The organism is Streptomyces sp. NPDC050433, from assembly GCF_044458565.1.
Classification (GTDB): Bacteria; Actinomycetota; Actinomycetes; order Streptomycetales; family Streptomycetaceae; genus Streptomyces.
The window spans coordinates 138,111-155,071 of sequence record NZ_JBITIB010000014.1 but is presented as its reverse complement, the minus strand read 5'-3'; the positions used below and the strand labels follow the sequence as shown (position 1 = coordinate 155,071).

At 68.6% G+C, this 16,961-nt stretch carries 15 protein-coding genes; 2 read left to right on the top strand and 13 right to left on the bottom strand.

From position 1 onward, the window contains the following. Positions 1 to 95 precede the first annotated feature (95 nt). Entirely contained in the window at positions 96 to 1,124 is a 1,029-nt protein-coding gene (locus tag ACIBLA_RS19260; protein ID WP_399199239.1) for a ParB/RepB/Spo0J family partition protein, read from the bottom strand. Between the two features lie 237 nt (positions 1,125 to 1,361). Between ACIBLA_RS19260 and ACIBLA_RS19255 the strand changes: the two genes are divergently transcribed. Further along, positions 1,362 to 2,852, top strand: a complete 1,491-nt coding sequence (locus ACIBLA_RS19255; protein ID WP_399199237.1) for a vanadium-dependent haloperoxidase — start codon at positions 1,362 to 1,364, stop codon at positions 2,850 to 2,852. 108 nt (positions 2,853 to 2,960) lie between these two features. Here ACIBLA_RS19255 and ACIBLA_RS19250 read toward each other — a convergent pair whose 3' ends face one another. From ACIBLA_RS19250 to ACIBLA_RS19240, 3 genes are read right to left on the bottom strand one after another with little or no spacing between them, the layout of a single operon-like run. After that, on the bottom strand, positions 2,961 to 4,559 hold the full coding sequence (locus ACIBLA_RS19250) for an FAD-dependent monooxygenase (protein WP_363241982.1): 1,599 nt from the start codon (positions 4,557 to 4,559) through the stop codon (positions 2,961 to 2,963). A gap of 59 nt (positions 4,560 to 4,618) precedes the next feature. Beyond that, a complete protein-coding gene (locus ACIBLA_RS19245) occupies positions 4,619 to 6,295 on the bottom strand; it encodes a Na+:solute symporter (protein ID WP_363241981.1) in 1,677 nt (558 codons plus the stop codon). Then, the gene (locus tag ACIBLA_RS19240; RefSeq protein ID WP_363241980.1) at positions 6,292 to 6,630 is read right to left on the bottom strand and encodes a DUF485 domain-containing protein; all 339 of its coding nucleotides are present in this window, start codon (positions 6,628 to 6,630) and stop codon (positions 6,292 to 6,294) included. Before ACIBLA_RS19240 ends, ACIBLA_RS19245 begins: the two co-directional genes overlap by 4 nt. A 199-nt stretch (positions 6,631 to 6,829) precedes the next feature. Between ACIBLA_RS19240 and ACIBLA_RS19235 the strand changes: the two genes are divergently transcribed. Next, positions 6,830 to 7,570, top strand: coding sequence for a DUF6081 family protein (locus ACIBLA_RS19235; protein WP_363241979.1), 741 nt, complete (start codon positions 6,830 to 6,832; stop codon positions 7,568 to 7,570). Here the strand turns inward: ACIBLA_RS19235 and ACIBLA_RS19230 are convergent. From ACIBLA_RS19230 to ACIBLA_RS19190, 9 genes are all read right to left on the bottom strand, one after another. After that, on the bottom strand, positions 7,563 to 8,264 hold the full coding sequence (locus ACIBLA_RS19230) for an SDR family NAD(P)-dependent oxidoreductase (RefSeq protein ID WP_399199236.1): 702 nt from the start codon (positions 8,262 to 8,264) through the stop codon (positions 7,563 to 7,565). The genes ACIBLA_RS19235 and ACIBLA_RS19230 overlap by 8 nt on opposite strands. Positions 8,265 to 8,470: 206 nt before the next feature. After that, on the bottom strand, positions 8,471 to 10,039 hold the full coding sequence (locus tag ACIBLA_RS19225; RefSeq protein WP_399199235.1) for a DUF6851 domain-containing protein: 1,569 nt from the start codon (positions 10,037 to 10,039) through the stop codon (positions 8,471 to 8,473). 135 nt (positions 10,040 to 10,174) lie between these two features. Next, positions 10,175 to 10,813: an isochorismatase family protein gene (locus ACIBLA_RS19220; protein ID WP_399199234.1), complete on the bottom strand. Its 639-nt coding sequence runs from the start codon at positions 10,811 to 10,813 to the stop codon at positions 10,175 to 10,177. 50 nt (positions 10,814 to 10,863) lie between these two features. Further along, positions 10,864 to 11,649, bottom strand: a complete 786-nt coding sequence (locus tag ACIBLA_RS19215) for a 2,3-dihydro-2,3-dihydroxybenzoate dehydrogenase (protein WP_399199233.1) — start codon at positions 11,647 to 11,649, stop codon at positions 10,864 to 10,866. Then, positions 11,649 to 12,839: an FAD-dependent monooxygenase gene (locus ACIBLA_RS19210; protein WP_399199232.1), complete on the bottom strand. Its 1,191-nt coding sequence runs from the start codon at positions 12,837 to 12,839 to the stop codon at positions 11,649 to 11,651. Before ACIBLA_RS19210 ends, ACIBLA_RS19215 begins: the two co-directional genes overlap by 1 nt. A 10-nt stretch (positions 12,840 to 12,849) precedes the next feature. Then, positions 12,850 to 14,169, bottom strand: a complete 1,320-nt coding sequence (locus ACIBLA_RS19205; RefSeq protein WP_363241973.1) for an AMP-binding protein — start codon at positions 14,167 to 14,169, stop codon at positions 12,850 to 12,852. Next, entirely contained in the window at positions 14,166 to 14,927 is a 762-nt protein-coding gene (locus ACIBLA_RS19200; protein ID WP_399199231.1) for an amidohydrolase family protein, read from the bottom strand. The genes ACIBLA_RS19205 and ACIBLA_RS19200 overlap by 4 nt, the downstream gene beginning before the upstream one ends. Before the next feature lie 35 nt (positions 14,928 to 14,962). After that, on the bottom strand, positions 14,963 to 16,066 hold the full coding sequence (locus tag ACIBLA_RS19195; RefSeq protein ID WP_363241971.1) for a 3-dehydroquinate synthase II: 1,104 nt from the start codon (positions 16,064 to 16,066) through the stop codon (positions 14,963 to 14,965). Between the two features lie 33 nt (positions 16,067 to 16,099). Continuing rightward, on the bottom strand, positions 16,100 to 16,924 hold the full coding sequence (locus ACIBLA_RS19190; RefSeq protein ID WP_363241970.1) for a 2-amino-3,7-dideoxy-D-threo-hept-6-ulosonate synthase: 825 nt from the start codon (positions 16,922 to 16,924) through the stop codon (positions 16,100 to 16,102). Positions 16,925 to 16,961 lie beyond the last annotated feature (37 nt).

The following is a 16,961-nucleotide window of genomic DNA, read 5'->3' as shown; positions in this document are numbered from 1 at the left end:
CGCGATCAACTCCTGCCGGGGAAGGAGTAGTTGGCTACCACGCCCACAGTATTCCGGCGGCGCCCGAGCGCCTGGCGCCGGCGTCGGCGTCGGGCTCATCCGGAGTATTCGGGTCGTGTCCGCGCCGTGCGCTCAAGTTCCTGCGCCAGCTCCAGCCAGGCCCCGGCACACGACCGCGCCAGTTCGGCGACGGAATCCCGCCAGTGCGGCGGTACGGCGTCGACCAGCTCGCACCATTCGACCGGCTCGACCACATGGCCGTCGAACCACCGGACGAAGGCGCGGCCGTTCTCCGCGTACTTCACCGCGGGATCACTGCTCAGATTGGTCCGCACCGCGTGCCACTCGCCCCGCCGAGGAGCGGCGGGCATTCCCGCGACCGCCCCGGCCCGCCGCGGCACCGCCGCGTCGTCGGCCGCCGGTACGTACGCCTTGACGATGCCACGCCGGGGGGTCAACACCGGTTCCTGACCCGCTCGTAGACGCTCACGTACGTCTCGGGCCGTCCCCACCGAGACGCCGGCCTCCCTGGCGATCACCCGCAGAGGGGCGTCGGGCTTCATGGCGATCACGTCACTCGCCCGCCGCCGGCCGGCGGAACCGTCGACGGGGCGGACCCGCCCGTCTCGGCCCACGCGGGTGCTGTCCCGCGCGGCCGGGACGAGGCAGCGCTGACGGATCGCGCTCACCGTCGTCGGAGACAGCCCCGTGGCAGCCGCTACGGCGCGGTCCGACCACTGACGGTACGTCGTGAGGACACGGACGGCCGCCGCCTCGCGATCGGCCGACGAGAGCGGCAGCCCGTGCTTGATGTTCGCGTGGACGGAGAGCAGGAAGGCTTCGCTGTCGTCACCTTCGAAGAAGAGGACGCAGACCGTCCCGTCGCCGCGGAGCTTGGCGGCTCGGAGCCGGTGCATGCCGTCGATGACCCGCATCGTGCTCCGGTGGACGAGAATCGGCGGAAGATCGCGCGCCGCCGCCAACAGCTCCACATGTTCGGGATTCTCCCCGGCCAGTCGGGGTGAATCGCCGGGAAGAAGTGCGGATATCGGCACCGGCACCGGGTTCGAACTTACCGGCTCAGCCTTGCTGTCCAATTCCAGGGTCTTCAGATAGTTCCGCATCCGAACACTCACCTATTTCATCCCCGAAAGCGATATGGCTTCCCCCTGCATCGTTGCTGACGAGCCGCGCCGCCAGCAACCCCCACCGGGGTCGTGAGCGGGTAGTGTCCACTGCTCGATCGAGTAGTGGACGCCGGGATTCGAAGCCGCTAGCGTCGTCAAAATCCGCCAACCTCGACCAATAAGAACGAACCCTCTTGCGGCTGTTTCAGAAGGTCGACGACAAGGAGAATATCCGTGACGAATGTGAGGCGGCTGCCGGGACGGCGCCTGGGGTACGCGGTGACCGTCGCCACCGCGGTGGCTCTGGTGGGATCACTGACCAGCGCGGCGCCGGCGTACCCGCAAAAGGCGGCAGGATTCGACCTCGACAACGGGAACGCCCTGATAGAAGTCGTCTATCCGAAGTTCCAGCGGGTGTCGCGAGAGCAGAGCTCCGGCCGATCCGTCTCATTCACCGTGGATCACGCCCTGCTGATAGAAATGCCTTGGTTCGACGCCCTGGCTCCCTATCATCCGACGGCTTCGGGAATCTTCTCGGATCTCGGCCGCCGTCCGAGCGACGAACACACGACGCGCAACAAGAATATCGCCGTCATCTACTCCGCCTTCACCTCGCTCAACGAAATTCTCCCGCAACACCGGTCCCGATGGCTGGAGATGATGGAAGCAGCGGGTCTCGATCCCAACAACACCGCGGAGGATCCGACCACTCCGAGCGGTATCGGGATTCTCGCCGCCAAGAACGCCATTGCGGCGCGAGAGGGCGACGGTTCCAACCGGGAAGGCGACAAGGGCGGCCGTAAGTACAATCAGCAGCCTTACGCGGACTACACCGGCTACCGGCCGGTCAACAGCCCGTACGAGCTGCGCGACCCGTCCCGCTGGCAGCCCAACGTGACGTCCACGAACAACGTCTTGCGGTCCCAGCAGTTCGCGACTCCCCACTACGGCCTCGTGAAGCCGTTCTCGTACGACAGCCCCACCCGGTTCGAGGTCTCTCCCCCGACGAGCAGCGACCACCGCAATCGCGGGGCGTACCAGCGTCAGGCCGACGAGGTCCTGAAGGCGTCGGCGAACCTGAACGACGAAAAGAAGATGACCGCCGAGCTGTTCAACGACAAGGTCCTCACCTTCGGGGCCGTCGCCGGTACGCCGGTGGTCACCCAGGGCAAGTACAGCACCGAGAAGATGGTGCATTACATCACCACCTCGGACGTCGCCTTTGTCGATGTCACCATCGCCACATGGCATTTCAAGCGCAAGTACGACTCGGTGCGGCCGTTCAGCGCGATCCGCCATCTGTACGGGAAGAAGAACGTAACGGCGTGGGGCGGGCCTCAGAAGGGCACCGTCAGCGACATCACCGGAAACGAGTGGCAGAGCTATCTGCACACGAACTCGTCCGACCACCCCGAGTACCCGTCGGCCTCGTCTTCGCTCTGCTTCGCGTTCGCCCAGCAGGTTCGGCGTTTCACCGGCACCGACAAGATCGACATCAATTTTCCGGTCGCCAAGGGTTCCTCCCTGGTCGAACCGGGAGTGACCCCTGCCAATGACATCAGTCTCAAGTGGAGCAACTGGACCGATTTCGCCGACGACTGCGGTGAGAGCAGGGTCTGGGGCGGTGAGAACTTCCCCGCCTCGATCGAGGCCTCGCGCGAGTACGCACCGGAGATCGGCGACCTCAGCTACGACTACATCCAGCGCAAGCTGAACGGCGGCTGATCTTCGCTCCGTTGAACCTGGCTGCTGACGGTGCCGCACCCCCTCCGGCACCGTCGGCAGCCAACTGCTGTCCGCGCCGGCCGCCCGCGGCGGCGTACGCGAAGCGGCTCACCCGGCGCCTCGTACCCGCCGGACCACGGCGGCCGGGTCGGGGTGGGCCGTGTTCCCGCGCCATGCCACATGATGGTCGGGCCTGAGAAGCACCAGGTCGCGCTCCCACACCCGCCGGGCCCCGGCGTCGGGCACCACCGTGTGGCTGACCGGCAGGCCTTGAGCGGCTGCCTCTTCGAGCAGTGTGTCGGCCCTGCCGTCGCCGGCGAAGTCGATGAGCGTGAAGGACGGGCCGAAGCGGTCGAAGAGCGGTTGCCCGCCTTCGAGGAGAAGGCTCGGCGGACGTCCTCCGGGCCAGGTCGTCGGTGTGTACTCCTGGGGGCGCCACGGAGGTTCGGGCGAGTCGTCGTGGCAGACGACGGGCGAGTCGTGGTAGCGGTAACCGAGTTCGATCCCCGCGTACTCGTTCTCGCCCCGCTGGGCGCGCAGGAAGGACGCGACGGTCGGGAGCGAGGCGCCCTCGCGAAGGAGTGTCCCCGCCTTGATGTGCACGCCGAGGTGTCGCTGTGACGTACGCATGTTGCGCAGACCCACCGGATGGCGTTCCGCCTCGTAGCTGTCGAGCAGCCGGGGACCGCCGAAGCCTGTGACGACGGCGGCGAGTTTCCAGGCCGCGTCGATCGCGTCGCCGATGCCCGTGTTCATTCCGTAGGCACCGGTCGGGAACATGCGGTGGGCGGAGTCCCCGGCGAGGAGCACCCGTCCGGCCCGGTACTGGTCCGCCATCACGAAGCCGGGGCGCCAGCGAGAGGTCATCAGCACTTTGTCGATCTTCAGGTCCGTGCGCATGGTGTCGCGCAGGAAGGCCGCCGGATCCGCCGGCGGGGTGTCGAACTCCGACGAGTCCACACCGTTCACATGCGCGGTCCAGGTGTCGACCTCGTCCTGGGCGATGATGATGTAGCGGAACGCGAAGTAGTGCCAGAACTGTCCGTGCCGGTGCAGGGTGTTCAGGTCACGGCTCTTGAAGTGCACCATGAACGCGCTCGGCAGTCCGGGTGCGTCGACGCCCTCCTGGCCGATGCCCACCGCCGTACGGACCCGGCTCGACGCACCGTCGCACCCGATCACGTACCGGGACCGGATCCGGACCTCGGCGTCCGTCAGCACGTCGACCAGGTGGCTGGTCACCGTGGAGTCGTCCTGGGTGAGGGAGTCGAACCGCAGGCCGCCCCGTAGATCGATCAGCGGATGACGCAGGCAGTGGGCCCGCAGTACCGGCTCCAGATCGATCTGGGAGATGCGCTGGCCGGGCTCGGCGGGACGGGTGCCGTCGTTGTGTGCGGCGATGCGGCGCCATTCCTCGGCGACCGAGGGGAGGCGCCACTCGGTGATCGGCTCGCCGGCCAGGCCGGTCGACCAGATCACGTCGGCCGGATGCTCCGGTCCGACGCCCGCGGACCGTACGTCGTCGGCGATGCCCAGTCGCCGGAAGAACTCCATGCTCCGGGAGTTGACGTAGTCGAGCTTCGGATGAACGGACGTCTCGAACCCCTGGTCGACAAGAACGCAGGGGACGCCGTGGCGGGCGAGCGCCAGTGCGGCGACCATGCCGACCGGTCCCGCGCCCACGACCAGAACCGGTACCGGATCCACGATTTCCTCCCGAGGGGTGTGGGGCGGCACGACGACCGCCCCACACCGTTCGCGATCGCTCAACGCGCTTCGCTGGGTGTCCGGCTCTCCGGATCGCGCTTCTGCGGGCCGCCGACGGGCGCGTCCTGCCGTCGAGCGGGAAGGACGGCGCCGGTATGGGCACGGACCTGCAGCTCGGCGAAGCCGGCGTCGTTCCGCTCCTTGCTGATGATCGTCCCGATGTAGCCGAGCAGGAAGGCGACCGGCACCGAGACGAGTCCGGGCTCGATGTCGACGAACTTGAAATTGGCGTCGGGGAAGATGGCGTCCTCCCTGGCCGACACACCGTCGGAGAACACGACCATGAACAGGGTCACGGCGATGCCCCCGTACACCGTCCACAGCAGTCCGGAGGTGTTGAAGCGACGCCAGAACAGCGAGTAGACGACCGCCGGCAGGACCGCGGCACCCGCCACGTCGATCGACGTCGGAATGAAGATGTGTGTCCGCACCGGCAGCATCGCGACACCCACGACGACGGCGGCGATGCCGATGATCTTCACGTTGCGCCGGATGTCCTTCAGTTCGGCCGCCGGTTCAAGGCGCCGTCCGCGCACCACGTTGATGTCCTTGGAGACCGCCGTCACCGCGTTGATCAGCAGAGCCGCGAAGACTCCGACGATCGTCAGAAGGGCGATCACCGCGAGTGTGCCGACCATGAACTGCCCGCCGAGGTCGTCCGCGAGCTTGGGCAGACTGATGTCACGGTGCGGCTTGATCACGCCGATGTTGTCTCCACCGAGGACCGCGACGGCGCCGAGGCCGACGAGGGACATGCAGAGATAGAACGCGACGACGATCATCGACGCCCAGCCGGCCGACCGCCGCGCGGCCTGTCCGCTGGTCACCGCGAGGTTGCGCATGAAGAGGAACGGGATCGCCGCGACCCCGACGACGATGCAGAAGAGCTTCGACAGGTGGACCCACCGTCCGGCGCCCTCACCGAACAGGCGGCCCGGACCGAGGAGATCGTAACCACCCTTGTGCGCCGCGGCGTTGGCCTCTGCCTGGGAGAGGAGGGTGAAGGGGTTCATGTCGAACTTGGCCAGGACCAGCGTGGTGAGCACCGCCACGACGGCGAACGCCACAATCGCCTTGAACACCAGGATCCGGGTGATTCCGAGCATTCCGCCCACATACACGTACAGGACGGTGATCAGCCCGACGACGCAGACCATGAGGGCCAGGCCCAGCATCTCGTCGAGACCGAACCACCGGTTGAAGATGAACGCGATCGCGGCCATGTTGATGATCGTGAACATGGTGAAGATCAGCAGGATGACGACGGCCGACGCGATCCGTGCCGGGCGTTCACGGGCGCGCATCGCGAACAGGTCGCCCAGCGTGTTCACGCCCAGGTTGCGCATGGGCGAGGCGAATATCAGCACCCCGAGCATCATGGACATCGTGAAGGCCGTCATCAGCAGAACGGCGTCGTAGCCGCTCAGCGCGATGTGGCCGGTGATGATGAACATGGTGGAGTACATGAGGGGCGCCGAGGCCAGCGCGACGGCGTTCTGGCCGAGGCCGATCCGCCGGCCCGCGAGCAGGAAGTCGTCCGGGCCGCGCGTGCTGTCGCTGTCCTTCTTCGCCAGGAAGTACACGAGCACCGCGGCGAGGATGCTGAGGGGGATGGCGATCGCCGGCGCTGCCCAGGTGTTGTCGACCGGGGGCGGTGGATCGGCAAGGATGGTCATCGGGATTCTCCTTCCAGTTCCGCCCGGATCCGCTCACTGAGGGGATCCAGTCGAGTGCGGGCGTATCGCAGGTACAGCCCGGAGAGCGCCACCACGAAGACGAACGACAACAGGACGAACACCAGGCCGACGTTCATGGTGTCGCCGACCTTCTGCCGGAAGAAGTCCGGGGCGAAGGTGGCGAGCGCGGATCCGGTGAACCACCACCCGAAGAAGAGGACGCTCGCCCAGAGGATGAAGGCATTCGATTGTCGGCGTAGGGCCTTGAACTGAGCGCTGTCATGTACGGCGACATAGCGGTCATCACCACCCGCCAGCGAATTAATCGTGCCCATGACACCTCCTCCTGATGAGGACGTCGTGAATGACGACGTCGTGGCGTGGCGATCAGTACGGCAGTCTCGGGCCTGGGCTCCCGTCCAGGTATGGCTCATTCACGGGATTCACCGTGTGCCCCGGAGAATTGGCGTGACCCGCGGCGAACCGCGTGAACGTGTGATGCCCGGCGACGGCGGCGGGGCCGATGGTTTCCGCATGACCTCGGCACCGGAGACGAGCACCTGGACGTACGACGACTTCACAACCGTCGAACTCGATCCCGCCCGCTGGAGAATCATGTCGATGGAGGGCGCCGACGGCGAAAGGCGGCGGTACCAGGATCGCAACGCACGGCTGCGCACGGGTGACGGGCGATTCGAGCTGACCGTCGACCCGTTCAGCCGGTTCCACGACACGGATCCCCGGCGGAACAACGCCAAGCAGATGTACCGGTCCGTGCGGCGCTTCGCCGTGCCGGCGGAGGGACGGCTGACGTTCGAGGTGGACATGGCGGTACGGACCTACCGCCAGATTCCCTATGACCTCCTCGACGCGTTCGGCACGGTGAACCTCTTCGACGTGGACACCGGCGTCGTCCTCAATGCCGCCGCGACCAACGACACGCTTTACGCGGTGGTCGAACGGCTCGTGCTGCCGGGTGTGACCCGGCCGCACGAGCACTACATCCACCGGACGGTCATGGACGTACCGACCGAGCCGGGGCTGGAGCACCGCTTCGCCATCAGCTACCGGGCCGACACGTCGGAGGCGGAGTGGTACGTCGACGGCCAACTCGCCTACTGGGCACGGATTCCGGTGCCGGTGGCGGGCTTCGACGCGGGCATGGCCCTGTTCTCGGCCCGCGATCTCACGCGCTACACGCGCGCGGAGCGGGAGCACGGGCAGGGCGCGACCGGCCGGTGGGGCCCCTGGCGGGTCACGACCGGCGTCAGATGAGTACGTCTCCGCCGTCGATGTTCAGGTTGACACCGTTGATCGAGCGGTTCTCCAGCAGGAAGCTGATCGCCTCGGTGCAGTCCCGCATCGTCACGGGCCGCCTGGTGAGCGCACGCGTCCGGGCGGCCTCGCGTGCCGCCGGCTTGTCGTCCCAGAACGGCGTGTCCGAGACGATGCTCGGGTGCAGGGCGTTGACCCGGATCGGTGAGAGTTCCACGGCCAGTGTTCTGACCAGCGCGCTGATGCCACCGTTGGCGGTCGTCACGGTGGTGGATCCGGGATAAGGACGGTGGCTGGCGAGGCCGCCGAGCAGTACGGCCGCGCTGTCGTCGGCCATCCGCGGGGCGAGGGCGTGCAGGACCGCGGTGTAGCCGACGAGTTTCACCGTCAGCAGGCGCGTCGCGTCGGACGGGCGGTAGTCACGCACGGTGTTGTGGTCCCGGTCGAGCGCCGCGAGGACCAGCCGGTCGACGCGTCGTACGTCGGCCAGACCGGCCTCGATCCCCGCAGTATCGGTCAGATCCAGTGCGAGTCCGCGAGTCCGCCCGCCGATCTCGTCGGCGATGCCCTTGGTCCGGTCCTCCGTGCGGCCGGTGATGATCACGTCGCTTCCGCGCTCGGCGCACGACTGGGCGAAATGCCGCCCGAGCCCCGACGTTCCGCCGATGACGACGACATGAGTGCGATCGGACATCGAGGTGTCCCTCCCGGTCTTCGAAAGTCGCGGCCGGCCGGCCGGTCGGGCGAACGTATCCGGGCCCTCCGGCCTCGTTCGCCCCGTGTTCGCGGTATTTCCTGCGGGAAACCGCACCGCCCGATCGGTACGCCGCGGCCACCGTCCCATCGCGTGTCCGCGCACAACTCACGATGTTCGACGGTGGCTGCGGGCATTCATCTGAATTACCTGGAATCCACGTCGCCCTTGACCTGCCGCTGCACGAACTCGTAGGCCAGATCGCCGAACTGCGCCCCGAAGTCGACGGACCGCTCGACCGTCTTCTTGAAGTGCACCCCGCCCCACACCCGGCTGATGGCACACTCCTGGACGAAGTCGGTCCAGGTGGCGTAGTGCAGCTTGACCTCGCGGGCGGGGGTGAGCTCCGGCTCCACCAGCGACGAGCCGGCGGGAGCGGTGTAGTTCAGGTTCAGGACGTCATCGCCGAAGAAGCGCCGCACCGCCTGCGCCTGGGCGGAGCAGAGTGTCGTGGAGCCGGACGGATACTCCGGGTGGTCCCCCACGTTGAGGTAACTGGACCACTCCTCGGCGGGGATGTCGTTGACAGTGCCCTTGCCGGGTCCACCCCAGGCCGTCACCGCGGCGCTGCCGTACACGTGCCGGACCGCGCTGAACGGCCGCACCGTGTCGTACATGGTCTTGTGGTGCCAGATGGCGATGAGCGTGTCGAACAGCGACACCGTGTTGGTGAAGAGCAGGTGCACCCAGCCGTCGAGGTCCAGCCGGTCCTCGTGGGCCAGAGCCGCGGCAGCCACCGAGGTGCCGAGGCCCAGTATTTTGTTGTCGAAGAACTCGCTTGTGACCTTCTGCTTGTCGGTGAGTGCGGCCGACGCCTCCAGGATCTCGTCCGCCGAGTACTTGTAGTCCCTGACCCTCGTGTGGTCTGTGTGCCGGGGCGGGTCGAGCCTGAACTGGCTCGGGTCGCGGAAGGTATGGGCCTTTGTCAGCCGCATCTGCGGGGTGACGAAGTGCTGGACGACGAAGATGCCCTGGTCACCCGCCCCGCCGCCGAGGCGGCGGTTGTGGGGCCCCAACTTCGGCTGCCACCGGGAGGGGTTGGCCAGCTTGTAGGCGGTGTTCACCGGCTTGTAGCCGGTGTAGTCCTCGAAGGGCTTGCCGTTGTACCGGCTGCCCTCGTCCCCGAGCTGGTTCATGCCGTCCCGCTCGGCGGCCGCGACGACTGCCTTGCCCGCCAGGTTGCCGATGCCGACCGGACTGGACCGGTCGGCCGACCCGTCGTCGGGGTCCAGGCCGACGGCGATCAGCAGTTCCCGGAAGGACGGCTCCCGCCCCGGCTCCACGCCTTGTATCACTCGGTACGAGGCGTACAGGCCGGCGATGTTCTTGTTCCTGTTGGTTGCGGCCTCGCCGGAGGGACGACGGCCGAGCCGGGAGTGGACGCCCACCGCGGTCGGGTGGTAGGGCGCGACCGCGTCGAACCACGCGGTCGTGGACAGATGGATGAACCGGTGCAGCACGGTCACGTCCATGGGCGCGATGACGTCCCAGGCCGGGTGGAACTGGGAGATCAGATCCCGGATGAAGTTGCCGGTGTCGAAGTCGAAGTCGACGGCCGACTTCGTCACCGGGCGGGTGGGCTCACCGGCGAATGCCGTGCCACTGTGCCCCAGAGTGGCCAGCGCCGCGGTCGAAGCACCGCCGAGCCCGCCGAGCAACAGCGTCCTGCGCCGCGGTGAGAAATCCGAGTCCGGAGAACGTCTGAGCGTCGTCATGCGTCGTGCCCTCTTCCCTGAATTTGGGGGAAATGCTGACACGAGGTTAGTGAATTCGTTCGTCAGGTCCACTGCACAATCGAGTAGTTGACGCTGCGCACGCATTCCGAGGGAATTCGAATTACCTGCTGTTGACTAATGCTTGAGTTTATCCAGAACGTCGGACGTGGAAAGCGGCACCGCGCAGCGATCCGCGGCATAGCGAAGCGCCATAAGATGGTCGTCGAGAGAGAGATCGGCCAGCGCGTCCGCCACCAGGAACGGCTCGATGTCACGGCTGAACGCGTCGCACGCGGTGATGAGGCAACCCATGTGCGCGTAGACGCCGCAGACGATGAGCTGGTCCCGTCCCGACTTCCGTAGTCGCTCCTCCAGATCACTGCGGAAGAACGCGCTGTAGCGCCACTTGGTCAACACCGTGTCGCCCGGCTCGGGGGCGACTTCGTCGGCGATACCGCGATCGGCCTCCCCCACTCCCATACCGGGACCCCAGAGGTCGTGCAGCAGCCCGCGGTCCTCGCGGCTCATGCCACCCGGCTGTGCCGTGTACATCACCGGCACCCCGGCCGCACGCGCCGCCGCGAGCAACTTCGCGGTGTTGGAGACCAGTTCGGTCAGCGGAGAGCGCCCGGCCGGAAACGGGCGCAGGAAGTACCGCTGCATGTCGTGCACGAGCACGACGGCCCGGTCCGCGCGCGGGCGCCAGGGCACCGCCGCGGACGGCAGATCGCCGTCGCCCGGCATGCGGTAGGGCGCGATGGGGGGCATGGCCATGGTTCGCTCTCCTCGTGTGTCCGTCCGGTTCGCCGGACGCCCCGACCGCCTCATACGTGCAGCGCGGCGCCACCGTCCACGTACAGGTCGTGCATCGTGACGTGACCGGCCTGTTCCGACACGAGGTACGCGACCGCCTCGGCCACGTCCTGCGGCTGGGCCAGTTTCCGCAGCGGGATACCGACGCGGTACGCGGCCGGCGAGCCCTCGATGGCCCGGCTCGGATCGGCTTCCGCGCCGAACATCGAGCGCAGCATGGGGGTGTCGGTCGAGCCCGGCGAGACGATGTTGCACCGGATGCCGTAGTCGGCCAGCTCCAGTCCCAGACACCGGGTGAACTGGGCGGACGCCGCCTTCGACGCGGCGTACGCGGCCATCTCCGTACGCGGTACACCGGCGGCGTTGGACGCCACGGTCACCATCGCGCCCCGGCGGCGGCCGGTCATCCGCCGGGCCACCGCGCGGGACATGTTGAACACACCGCCCGCGTTGACGGAGAGGGTCTCATTCCACTGATGATCCGTCAGTTCGACGACTCTGCCGGTGTGCAGGACGCCGGCCGCGTTGACGAGGATGCCGATGGGCCCCTGCTCGTCCTCGACGCGCCGTACGAGCGCGTCCACCGCCTCGCTGTCGCACACGTCGATGGCGTAGCCGCGGACCGACGCGCCTCCGGCCGCGAGTTTGGCCACGGCGGTGTCGAGGGCTTCGGCGTTGCGGTCCACGGCCGCGACGTGCGCTCCCGCGCCCGCCAGGGTGGCGGCCACCGCGGCGCCGATACCCTGCGCCGCACCGGTGACCAGCGCGATCGTCCCGTCGATTCCGGTCAGTTCCATCATGAACTCCCGCTGGTTGTGGCGGCTTGCCCGGCGTCGTACCCGAAGAGCCAGTCGTGCGCGTCGAGACCCGACGAGTTCCGGGTGGAGGTGTCGCGGCGGCGCTGCGCGTCCCCGTCGGCCAGGTGGAAGGTCTTCGCGTTCTCCCGCGACTGGCGCTGGATCCGTGTGGTGCGGGGCAGGCGGATCTCCTCGTAGCGGCGCAGGGCGGCGCTCTGGTCGTCCGGTTCCGCGTCGGCCAGGCAGGCCGCGAGGACGACGGCGTCCTCGATCGCCTGGTTCGCGCCCTGCGCCTGGAACGGCAGCATCGGATGCGCGGCGTCGCCGATGACGGTCACCCGTCCCGAGCTGAGCCGGTCGATGCTCTCGCGATCGTGCAGCGCCCATCTGCTGACCGTCTCCGCCGCTTCGACGAGCTGGGCGACGTCCGGGTGCCAGCCCGCGTACGCGGCGGCCAGTTCGGCGACGTCGCCCCGCGCCGACCAGGACTCCTCCCGCCAGTCCGAGGCGGCGACGGTCGCGCCGAAGCTCATCTGCCGGCCGGACGACACCGGGTAGCACACGCAGTGCCGGCCCGGTCCGAGCCACAGCCGGACCAGGGACGCGCCGAGCAGATGGGGCACTCGCTCGGCCGGCACCAGGCCCCGGTAGATCGTCTGCCCGGAGTACCGCGGCTGGTCGGGCGCCAGTTGCTCACGCACGACCGAGTGGATGCCGTCGGCGCCCACGACCAGATCCGCGGTGACCGTCGAGCCGTCGGACAGGCGCAGCCGCGCGGCGTCGCCGTCCTGCGTCACACCGACACAGCGGGCGCCGAGGTGCACCTGGCCGGCCGGAATGAGCGAGAGCAGGGCGCTGTGCAGGTCCGCACGGTGCACGGTGTAGTACGGCGCCCCGAAGCGCCGGCGGCACGGGGCGCCCAGCGGGGTGCGTTGCAGCAGCGAGCCGTCGTCCCAGCGGCGCATCTCGATCGCCCAGGGCGCGACCGCGAAGGAGCGCAGACGCGCGCGCAGGCCGATCCGGTGCAGCAACCGGGTGGCGTTGGGCGCCAGTTGCACCCCTGCCCCCACCTCGGCCAGCCGCTCAGCCTGTTCGTACACATGACAGTCGATTCCGGCCCGGCTGAGGGCGGCGGCCAAGGCGAGGCCGGCGATTCCCGCCCCCGCCACGGCCACCTTCATCCGAGGCATACCGCCCCCATCAGTAGTAGAGGAGCGCTTTGCCCCAGTCCTCGTCGGGCCCGAAGAGGCTGCGCGGTTTGACCACGTCCGGCATGGCGGTGAGCGCGTCGCGCGGTATCAGACTCCCCGGGGGCAGCCCGACGACATCGCATTCGACACCGAACACGGCCCGCACCGAGGACGTCAGTTCCGCCTGGGCGTCCTTCCGGTGCTCCTCGGGCACCTCGAACTCGATACGCAGGACGGTCGGTTCGGCCTTCGCCCGCCAGAACACCACCTCGTAGGAGTCCGGGAGGGAGAAGACGAGCTCCTCCAGCCGGTGCTGGGTGATCACCGCGGCACCGACCTCGTGGCCGAAAGCCGACCTGCCGAACACCTGGACCGTGGGCAGGTTCCATCCGCAGTCGCAGTCGTCGTAGGAGACCGACACGTTGTCTTCGAGGTTGTAGCGCAGAAGGGGCATCGCCTCGCGGAACAGCGGGGTGACCACGAGCTGGCCCCGGCCCTCCGCCGCGACGGTGCCGGTACTCGGGTCGTACACCTCGAACAGCGCCCGGTCGGCCCACAGATGCATCCGCCCGTACTGGCACTCGCCGGCGAGACTGCCGGTCTCCGTGGAGCCGTACTCCTCGATCACCGGCACCTGCCACAGCCGGCTGATCCGGCCGCGGCGGGCGGAGGTGAGCGGTTCGCCGCCGACGAACAGCGCGCGCAGCGCGGGGAAGTCGGCGCCGGGGCGGTGTCCGGCCGCAGTCGCGGCGGCTGCCCAGATGAGGCATTCGGTCGGCACCGACCAGGTCAGCGTGACACCCAGGTCGTGCAGGACGCGGGCCACGCGGGCGTACGGCATGGCCAGCGAACGGTTGTCGCCGGGGACCACGGTGGCGCCGTGCAGCCGGCCGGCGGCGTGCGCCAGATGCCCCGTCAGCAGCAGTGCGTACGGGGTGCGGACCAGGAAGGTGTCCGCCGCGGAGATCCCTATCCACTTGCGGGCGAAGCGCTCGGCCAGGTCGGTCCAGTCCTCCTGCGTGTAGTACGAGGCGGTGGGCTGCCCGGCGGTCCCGCTCGACTCGTGATAGGTGGCCAGCCGCTCCTTGGGGACGGCGAGCATGCCGTAGGGGTAGTTGTCCCGCAGGTCCCCCTTCGTGGTCAGCGGCAAGGTGGCGAGGTCGGCCGCGGTCGTGGGCAGGGCCGCCGGGTTCAGCCGCTCGCGGTAGAACGGCGAGCGGGCCGCCCAGGAGACGGTTTGCGGCAGCTGCTTCTCCTGGATGCGCCGCAGTTCCTCGGGTCCGTTCCACTGGCCGATTCGGGGCAGGTTCGAACCTGTGTCGTCGTTCACCGCTTCTCCTCTCCCAGGAGTCGATGTGCGTTGTCCCAGGCGATCTGCCGCCACTGTTCGGGCGGCAGCCGCAGCGCCTGGAACTTGGCCAGCTCCACGGACGGGTGCTGGAGCGGATACTCGGAGCCGAACACCACGCGCCCGGCGCCGAGTCGGCCGAGCGCCGCTTCGGCCACGCACGTGTAGCCGCCGGAGGTCTCCAGCAGGATGTTCGCCTCGTCCCGGATCAGCGTGAGAGCGTGGAAGTCGATGTTGCCGATGCCGCTGTGTCCGAGTACGAAGCTCACCCGTGGGAAGCGTCGGGCCAGTTCGACCAGGTCCGCCACGCCGGCGCCGGGGCGGGTGAGGCACACCGCGTACACGGGGTGGCCGAACTCGGCGGCCACGCCGACGAGTTCGGCCACCCGTGGATCGGTCAGGCCGACACCGTGTACGGCGGGCGAGACCTCCAGGCCACGGAAGTCGGCGGCCCGGGCACGGTAGACGTCGGCCGGGCGGTGCGGGTTGGCGAAGAAGAACGGCACCAGGCGCCCGTCGGTGCCCGAACAGGTCTCCAGCACCGCGTCGTTGTCGGCGTCGGTCTCGACGTGCCCGCCCTCGACGAGCTGGCGGGAGAGCCGGTCGAGGTCGATGGTGCCGCCGGCGCACACCACCGCTCGCTCCAGTCCACAGTCGTCCAGAGTCGAGAGCAGCCGCTCGGCGGCGCCCGGCCGGGGGGCCAGACGCATATGGAAATCCAGCACGGGCCCCGGGGTCATCGCGGCCACCACGCCTCTCTCATGGCTGCCACGGCTCACTTCTCGATGCAGAACTCATCGATCGGGTAGCCGACATGCCGCTGCTTGACGGGCAGATGACCGAGCACCTTCGTACCCGGCGTCAGATCCGTGACATTCAGTACCGTGCCGCCCGGCCCGAGCACCCGTACGTGCCAGTCGTCCTGCACGATGAGGTTGACGGTGACGCCCGACGGCGAGACCGCGTCGATCGCGAGCAGTGGCCTCGTCTCGATCTTGACCCGGCCGACGGTGACGACCCGAGAGTGCCCCTTCGCGTCGACGGCGAGCACCCTGCCGCCGGCGGTGAGTTCGCTGAGGTAGTTGGTGCGTCCCTCGGCCGACAGCGTGTAGGAGTGCAGCGCACCGGCGTTGACCCGGAACGGCCGGGTCGGCATGTACGGGAGCGGGTGCGTCTCGCTACAGCAAAGGATCATGCCGGTGGAGTGCGAGCCGACGAGAATGCCCTCGTCGAGCCGGAAGTTCGTGCAGGTGTCGACGCACGCGCGTTCCCCCATTCCCGCCCGCCGGATTCCGGTGATCTCCAGCTCCACCAGGGGCAGGTCCGCCGCCCCGCTCACGGCGGCGGCCTTCAGTTCCGTCGCCTCGCCCGGAACCCGGGGGGCGAGCATCACGCCGTCGGAGCCGTGCTCCAGCACGCCGAAGACGATCGCCGCCTCCTCGACATCGGCCACCTGGGTAATGGTGCTGCCGTCCGCTCCGGCCGCGGCGGCCAGCACGATCTCCAGCGGGATCTTGGTGGGGTCCCGGAAGTACAGCAGGCTCCATTTGTCGAGGCGCGCCGAGCTGCAGGCGTCTTCGAGGCTCGCGGCGTCCGTGATCTCCACATACCGGCCGAACTCCATGTCGGGGTACTGGCCCGCCAGTTCGGCGGGCTCCCCGTGGCGGGCCGGGTCGACGATGACCAGATCCGCGGGTGCCAGCTTCTCGGGCAGCGGCCCGTTCCGCGGGAACAGCACCTTCTTCACCGTCGGGGGAAGCGGCTCCAGGTCGGCCGGATCGTCCGCCACGATGGCGTCGACCCGTTGGTGCACGGCTTCCTCGATGATGGCTTGCTTGGCTCCGTCGGCGTTGCGGATGTCCAGCCAGCACAGCTTCACAGGTGTCTCCTCTGCGGAAAGGTCGGAGAATTCTCAAGACGTGAGGGCGAGACGGCTGTTCACGCCCTCCGGGCCAGGGACGTGCCGCGATTCGTGCACCAGCCCCGCGAGGGTGGCCGCCATCCAGCCGGGCCGTTCGGCCTGGAAGACGTTGCGTCCCATGGCCACACCGGCCGCCCCGCCCTTGAGGGCGTCGGACACCTGGGACAGCACGGTGTCGGTCTCGGCCGCGCGGGGGCCGCCGGCCACGATGACGGGGATCGGACAGACCCGTACGACCTCGGCCATCCGTTCGGGTGTGCCCGCGTAGTCGGTTTTGACGATGTCCGCACCGAGGTCAGCGGCAAGTGACGCGGCGTGCGCCACCAGTTCAGGCGCGCGCGAGTCCTCGATCCGCGGTCCGCGGGCGTACACCATGGCGAGCAGCGGGACGTTCCAGCGGTCGCACTCCCCCGCCACCGCCGCCAGATCGGCGACCTGCCGGGCCTCCTGGCGCGACCCCAGGTTGACGTGCACGCTGACCGCGTCCGCGCCCAGCCGCAGCGCCTCCTCCACGTGAGTGACGAGATACTTCGCGTCCGGATCGGGAGCGTGTCTGGTGCTCGCGTTCAGATGCACGATCAGCGACATGTCGCCGAACCGGCTGGGCTCGACATGGCGGAGGCTGCCCTTGTGCAGAACCACGGCGTCGACACCGGTTCCGACGAGGTCACCGAGCAGGGAGTTCAGATCGCCGCGCGGCAGCGGTCCGTCGGTGACGGAATGATCGAGCGGCACGACGAGCAGACGCCCGTCGCCGTGCCGGAAGAGCCGTCGCAGCCGGAGGCCCCGCGCGAACGAGGTGTTGTGTACAGCCACTGTGTCCTGCCTCTCTCAAACGGTGGCGGAACAGCCG